Annotated in this window: 6 protein-coding genes; all 6 read right to left on the reverse strand. The window is 39.1% G+C overall.

Features of this window, described 5'->3' with window-relative positions; genetic code table 11:
- Positions 1-454 precede the first annotated feature (454 nt).
- Positions 455-1,060 (reverse strand): PBECR4 domain-containing protein, encoded by a 606-nt coding sequence (locus tag JQM82_RS13570; RefSeq protein ID WP_235250918.1) that lies wholly within the window; start codon positions 1,058-1,060, stop codon positions 455-457.
- Positions 1,061-1,266: 206 nt separating this feature from the next.
- Positions 1,267-2,145, reverse strand: coding sequence for a helix-turn-helix domain-containing protein (locus JQM82_RS13575; protein ID WP_235250919.1), 879 nt, complete (start codon positions 2,143-2,145; stop codon positions 1,267-1,269).
- A gap of 127 nt (positions 2,146-2,272) precedes the next feature.
- Positions 2,273-4,771: an ABC transporter permease gene (locus JQM82_RS13580; protein WP_235250920.1), complete on the reverse strand. Its 2,499-nt coding sequence runs from the start codon at positions 4,769-4,771 to the stop codon at positions 2,273-2,275.
- Positions 4,764-5,465 (reverse strand): ABC transporter ATP-binding protein, encoded by a 702-nt coding sequence (locus JQM82_RS13585; RefSeq protein WP_235250922.1) that lies wholly within the window; start codon positions 5,463-5,465, stop codon positions 4,764-4,766. The genes JQM82_RS13580 and JQM82_RS13585 overlap by 8 nt, the downstream gene beginning before the upstream one ends.
- Before the next feature lie 106 nt (positions 5,466-5,571).
- Complete coding sequence (locus JQM82_RS13590; RefSeq protein ID WP_235250923.1) at positions 5,572-6,501, reverse strand: sensor histidine kinase; 930 nt, start codon at positions 6,499-6,501, stop codon at positions 5,572-5,574.
- Positions 6,489-7,157: a response regulator transcription factor gene (locus JQM82_RS13595; RefSeq protein WP_235250924.1), complete on the reverse strand. Its 669-nt coding sequence runs from the start codon at positions 7,155-7,157 to the stop codon at positions 6,489-6,491. Before JQM82_RS13595 ends, JQM82_RS13590 begins: the two co-directional genes overlap by 13 nt.
- Between the last annotated feature and the right edge of the window lie 50 nt (positions 7,158-7,207).

The raw sequence follows: 7,207 nt of genomic DNA on the forward strand, positions 1-7,207 counted from the left end.
GTTCACCCAAAAAGCTTTGAATATATTTTACTACAGCTTCCAATACACTTGTTTTTCCACTTCCATTTTTTCCTGTTAAAATCAAATGTTTTCTTTTATCTTTATCAAAAGGAATTGAAATGTTCTCTAAATGACGAACTTTTTTTATTTCCATATCCGTCAAAAAGTTTGTTCCATAATTCTCCCTCCAATATTTTATAATACAGTTATTTTATCACATTTGCATTTAAAAATACACAACAAAAACCTCCCAAAACCGAAGTCCTGAGAGGTTGAAAATCTTTTCTGAAATTGTACGTTCTGAAAACATATGATTAACGTTTGCGAAACTGTGGAAGCTCATAAAATAAGGCTTTGCGGATATGTGTGCTGCATACTTGCTGCAAACCCACAGCATCCTAAAACAACTGAGCACTTCTCTTCACAGCCAGGTATCAGAAATGGTATCTGGCTTTTATTTATGTACTATCGTCTCAACAATCTCACCGTCTCGAATTATTTCCAATTTTTCTATTCGTATTGGGATTAACCCTTCAACTGTTGCAGTTGGATTGCTACTTCTGTCAATCAACATTGTATATGCAATATACTGATTCTCAAAATATCTGATTCCCACATTGGCTCCCTTGTTATCGATCAGAGCATATTTAATATAATCAGCTTTTACGGAACTATCCTTAAGTTGTTTGTCTTTAATATAAAACAATTCCTCATCTTTCATGATCTGATATATACATCCAAACATCCGAATTCTGTGTTTAAAATCATTCAAACGCTTTTTTAGTTTTTTATTCTCCATGAATGAATCTAAATCAAGTCCGTTTTCGATTTCTTCAAAAAATTTCGTTTTAGAAATCTTTCCATTAATATGCTGTATTCCAAGAATATGATAGATTGCCCATTCCTCAAAACGAACATCTATAATCTCTCCATTTTCTAGATAGTATCGAAATATCGTTGGAATCAAGTATTGTTCTGAAAACTCTTTATACAGTGGCAGGCTTATATCAGACCAAGATGGCATAGTTTCGATTGTTAATAAATCGTTGCTATGTAACACCTCTCTCCTCCTTATTCTCATGTAAAAGAAAAGCGTCTGATATTTCACAGACGCCTAATCTCTTAATATGGACAGCGGATCGGAATACACCGGTCAATCTTCAATGGCTATTATTTGCCCCCAATCAGGAAGTAGGCTGTCCCGTCTACTTTTACTTCGCTTACGCAGGCTTCTCTCCTACATATATTATATTGTGACTACGATTTTTAGTCAATCAAATTTTTTTGCTTTTCTGTATTTTCTGTATTGCTAATCTCTATAGCATTCTTTCGCTTCTTGGTCAACGTAAATGTTTGATATAGAATCAATCCATAGATGGCCATTTGTAATACTAATCTTACTGTGGTGTTCATTGACAAATACTGTTCTGCATACCTAATCATCTGATAATTATTGATTACAATTCGGATAATTTCCCAGATTGCTGCCACCGAAATCAAACGTGACCATATCTTATCATTCTTACAACGTATAAAATAGCAAAAGGATGCAATAGCACCTATGATGCTTGGAATTATTAAAGCAATTCCAACACAAACAAGTTGCCATGTTGCATATCTAATAATATTTTCAGATCCTGTTATACACATTGCACCAAAATACGCTACAATAACAACCCCCATCCTTTTTGGAGATAATGTGCCCTTTACAGCTTGATATAATCCATAAGTAAAAAATACAATCTGAATGATTATTCCCAATATATTAATCACAATAAGCTGAATATCACTGTAACCAACTGCCTGTGATTGCAGCGGAAACCTAATTATCATATCAATTATTGTAATTAAGAATGAGAATACAATAAACGCATAGAGAGCAATCATTATATAATTTGCACTCTTTTTTTCTATTACAGGATTTCTTTCTACCAATTTTACCATATCTTTTCCAGCCAGTAGATCGTCAAGACTTACATCAAGAATCTGAGATATTTTCTTTGTTGTAAGCAAATCAGGATATCTGTCACCACATTCCCATCTGGAAACAGACTGCCTTGTTACGTATAATTGCTCTGCAAGAGATTGTTGAGTCATTCCCTTACCTTCTCTTGCTCTTCTTAGTTGTTCGCCAAATTCGACCATATCAAATCTGCTCCTTTCATTTTGATTTTATCATCTGCAGATGTGATTATAGTATCACCTAAATCCAAAACAACATCAAGCACCACCTTAAATTATGGTGTCACCATTATGGTGCGTTGCTTCAATATCACTCAACTCCCTTAATTCTCTCAACAACAGTTCCATTCTTTTCCAAAACAATCCAAGTAAGGACTGGAACCATAGTACAAACCAGCAAACTGATTCCCACTGCAAATAAAAGTGGAAGTAATGGCACTGAAAACGCAATCCCCCGATAATTCATTGATTCATAAAGAATATACGTTACTCCCATTCCTACTGTTAGCGTAACAAGCCATACGCCGCCTGCATAGAAAACTCCTTCCCTGACCAGCATTCCAAGAAGCTGCTTCGGGGTCATCCCGATACTCTCCATAACCGAAAGCTCCGTCATCCGGCTCTGCACATTTACTACAAAGGTGTTCATGTAGTTCATGATTCCGATAAAAGCCAGAATCAACACAATCCCGATTCCCACTTGCGGCATATTGCCCTGTGCTTTTTCAATCTCATCTGCATCTTCGATTTTGGATTCCCAGGAAAAGTCTTTTGCATTGTCATTTTTTTCTAATAACGCCAGGATTTGTTGCTCTGTATCTCTATCATATTCTTTGTGATATTTTATGCTGGTCTTAAGTGTAATTGGATGATTGGCAAATGTTTTCACCACCTGATCACTGGCTATAATCGTCGGTGGGTATCCAAGGAGTGCCGTATAATAATTCTCGTCCGTAACTCCTTCTATGGTAAAGGTTTTTGTCGTTTGTTGATCTTCATACAAAGCACATGTCACATTTTTTCCTATGATATCAGCATCTGCGAGATCCAAACCATTTCGATAAACAATACATGCTTTTCCCGAAAGGAAGTCCCCTTTACCTATCGGATGCTCAAGACTGTTATTTAAATAATCAAATTCCTGTTCATCAATTCCAATCAGAGAGGATCCAAAATTCTCAGGATGATTCTGATACTCGTCCTTTTCCTTACCATATGGAATGCTCATCCACTTTGCATAAAATTCTTTCATCCACATCTCAGCAAAATCCGGTTCCCATGGAACTGTAATCTCGGCAAATATCATAGAATGTACTTCAGAGACTCCAGCATTTTCTTTGATCGACTTCACGAGAGATTCATCCAGAACGTCTCTTCTGTCTTCTGATTTTTCTTTGCATGCCGTATCATTTTGAATGACCATATCCGTATCCATATAATTTGACACTATGGTTCTTGCTGCCTGACTGTCCAGCATGGTCACAATACAAAGGTACACAGACAGACTGGCTGCCAAAGACAACAGTACCACCGCAGTTCTTTTCTTATCCTTTGTAAACTGCTCCATAGAAAGTCTTGCTATTACTTTCCCCTTTCCTGCTTTTCTTTCTTTTACGGTTTTATGGGTCGGACGATAACCAAGCGCTTCTATTGGAGAGATATCTGCTGCCATTTTTGCCGGTTTTTGGCTGGCCAGAAAGATGGTAACTCCAACCAGTAAGATGGTTGCCAGCAGAACTGCCGGATGAAAACGAATCATATCTGCTCCAACATAACCACTTTTGATTCCAAGTGATTTAACTACAACAGGAATCAGGAAAAAGGATACCAGCCCACCTGCCAGGCATCCAAGTACTGTCCCTGCAGATCCTATCAGAAGCATCTGTTCTTTCATCATCCTTTTTATCTGCTTTTCCGTCATTCCGACCGTCTGAAGCAGACCATAATAACGAACTTTTCCAGCTACGGAAAGATACATAATATTATAAATAAGCAGATACGCACACAAACAGGTAACCGCAATCAAGCCAATAAGGCCTGCCAATATCTGAACCGATGCGTCAAGATCTGCCATGAAGAAAAGATTCTGCTGCTTTCCAAGGTCCATACTTTCGATAAAAGCATTCTGCTCTGTTTTTGTCATTATTTTTTGCTTAAAATCCATAAAGTAACGACCGGAAGCTGCCTGAGAAAGCTTCCATCCCGATTGATCATAGAATTCTTTCGAGACATAAAACTGCTTCTTGGGTCCATATCCATCCCAGATCCCACAGATTCGAAAAGTCCCTGTAAAGATTCCCTCATTTGTTCCATAAGACATAGCAAGGGTATCGCCTACATCTAGATTTTCATAACCACATTCTTTTAAAGCGGATTTTGTTACCATTATCTCATCCAAAGCTGTCGGATAGCTTCCTTCCAGCTTTTCTCTAACCGGCTCCATCATCTGTGTCCAATATCCATCATCTGCCCAGATCAGTCCCACATTAGGCGTGGAATCCTGATCTGTTTTTTCTACCCATCCACAGACTCCCACCGTACCTGTCAGAACGATATCCGGGTTGTTCTCACACATTTGCCTCTGTTCATCCGTCACCCCATACATGATTGCATCAAATTCAGCTCCTGACATACGGATGTTCTGAATTTTCTGAAGTCTAAAATAAGAATCTCCAACTGTGAATATTGTGAATACCAAAAAGGAAGAAAGAAGAACCGCAAGGAACAAAGTAATGGTCTTTCTCCTGTTTACTTTTAAAGCATTCCGTGCCATCCTCTTGATCACTTTCTGATTCGGATTCTCAAGCATAGGAATCACTTCCCTTCCTGGTATCTCCTACAATCTTTCCGTCCTCAATATGTACGATACGATCTGCAAGCTGTGCAATGTCTCTGTCATGCGTGATCAGGATCAATGTCTGGCTGAACTGTCTTGCTGCCATTTTCAAAAGTCCAAGTACATCATGGCTGGTAACCGAATCCAGATTTCCCGTCGGTTCATCAGCCAGAATAATGGCGGGCTTCGCCGCAAGCGCCCTGGCAATCGCAGTCCTCTGCTGCTGTCCACCAGATAATGTTCCAGGAAGAGCTTCCCTCTTCTCTGACAACCCTAACAGTTCGAGTATCCCATCCACATACTCCACATCAACCTTTCTCCCATCCAGTTCCACCGGAAGAATAACATTCTCATATACATTAAGATCCGGGACAAGATTATAATTTTGAAAAATAAACCCGATCTTTCTTCTGCGGAATATGGCAAGCTGTTCTTTTTTCAGACCCAGAAGGCACTTACCCTCTACCAACACCTCCCCTTCTGTTGGCACATCCAGTCCACCCAGCATATGCAAAAGTGTACTTTTCCCGGATCCGCTTTTTCCGATAATCGCAACGAATTCCTGATCTTTCACACGAAAATCTACGCCATCCAATGCCTTTACCGTATTTTCACCCATTTGATAGTATTTTTTTAAGCTTCTTGTCTCTACAATGTATTCTTTCATTGGTTTGCCTCCTTCTTTTGATACTCTATAGAATATCTCCTAAAAATCACAAACCTGTCTCAATTTTCAATTATCACAAGATTGTGACAATCCCCGATCGGTTATGTTACGATTCATTCACTGGAAAATACAGGCGAAAACACGCTCCTTTTCCCATTTCAGACTGTACTTCTATGTAGCCCTTCTGAAGCTCCATGATTGTTCTTGCAAGATATAATCCGATCCCAACCCCTGGTTTATCATGAACCTCCGGCTCACGGTAAAATCTTGTAAAGATCTCTGCCTGCCTCTCCGGGGCAATCCCTTTTCCAGTATCGGAAATACTGATCTTAAAAAATAATTCCTGTCTTTCTGTCTGAATATGGATCTTTCCACCGGGTTCGGTATACTTGAGTGCATTATCCAGAATATTATAAATTGCTTCCTCCGTCCATTTGCTGTCATGACGAATCATCATGTTTTCTTCGCAGTTCACATATAGATCAATCCCCTTCAACGCCGCCTCCGGAACCACATCGGCAACTGCGTGGCGAATTGTTTCGTATAGATTTTGGTCTTCCTTATGTATTTGCAGAATTCCCGTTTCAAGCCTTGACATTTTTACCATGCTCTGCATTAAAAAATCAATTTTTTCCATCTGTCCTTTGATTTTTCCCAAAAACTCCTGACCGTTTTGCGAAAACTCCTCGTCCTCAAGGAGTTCCAGGTATAGTTTTATATTGGCAATGGGCGTCCTTGTCTGATGGGATATATCAGAAATCAATCCCTTTACTCTTTCTTTCTCACGAAAACCGTCTTCTTCTTTTTTCCGAAATACGTGCCCGGCTTTCGCTAATTGTGTTCCTGTTCTTCCCCAGAGGCTATCCTCCAATTCTTCTTCCATATTCCATTCTTTTCCTGTTACGATAGCATCCAGAGCATCTTCCACCTTTTCAGCAAACAACTTCGCTTCTTTTTTTATCCGGTAGTTTTTCCATAACAATACCAGTACTGCTGCAAATAAAATTATCATCATGATACACATCAGCCAATCCATTGATATCCCATCCCATATACATTTGAAATATACCTGTGATTCTTATCTTCAATCTTTCCTCTCAGGCGATTCACATTTACTGCCAGTGTGTGCTTGTCCACAAACTGTCCTCCACTGTCCCACAACCGCTCCAATAACAGATCATAAGTCAGAAGCTGTCCCCGGTTCATAAGAAATTGACGAAGCAGGCGGCACTCTGTCGGTGTGACGGGGCATTCCTGATCTTTTACCGTTACTCGTGCATTATCCAAATCTATATATAAATACTCATCTGCAAAAATCAGACGATTGACCGAAGCAGTTCTTTTTAAAATGACTTCTATTTTTCTAAGTAAAATCTTCATTGAAAATGGTTTTGTAACGTAATCTTCTGCCCCGGATTCATATCCTGCCAGAGCATCCTCCTCCATATCCCTGGCTGTCAGGTAAATGACCGGAACTTCTCTTTGCTTTTTTACCCACTGGCAAAAAGAGAATCCCTCGCCATCTGGAAGATTCACATCCAGAAGGACCATATCTATCTGATTTTCAAAAAAAATCTGCTTCCCTTTTTCCATAAAAGTCACACCATAAACTCCATATCCTGACTTTTTCAAAGAATAACAGATCGCCTGATTCAAATCATAATCATCTTCTACAACTAATATATTCTGCATATCCTATTTCCTCCAGTGCGGATACTCACAAAGATATCCCTGTATAGTAA

This window comes from Faecalicatena contorta (assembly GCF_021531995.1).
GTDB lineage: Bacteria > Bacillota > Clostridia > Lachnospirales > Lachnospiraceae > Dorea_A > Dorea_A contorta_A.

Coding starts and splice junctions, on each gene's coding strand:
- JQM82_RS13585 (WP_235250922.1), bottom strand. CDS start 5,465: ATGAAAGAATACATTGTAGAGACAAGAAGCTTAAAAAAATACTATCAA.
- JQM82_RS13575 (WP_235250919.1), bottom strand. CDS start 2,145: ATGGTCGAATTTGGCGAACAACTAAGAAGAGCAAGAGAAGGTAAGGGA.
- JQM82_RS13595 (WP_235250924.1), bottom strand. CDS start 7,157: ATGCAGAATATATTAGTTGTAGAAGATGATTATGATTTGAATCAGGCG.
- JQM82_RS13590 (WP_235250923.1), bottom strand. CDS start 6,501: ATGGATTGGCTGATGTGTATCATGATGATAATTTTATTTGCAGCAGTA.
- JQM82_RS13580 (WP_235250920.1), bottom strand. CDS start 4,771: ATGCTTGAGAATCCGAATCAGAAAGTGATCAAGAGGATGGCACGGAAT.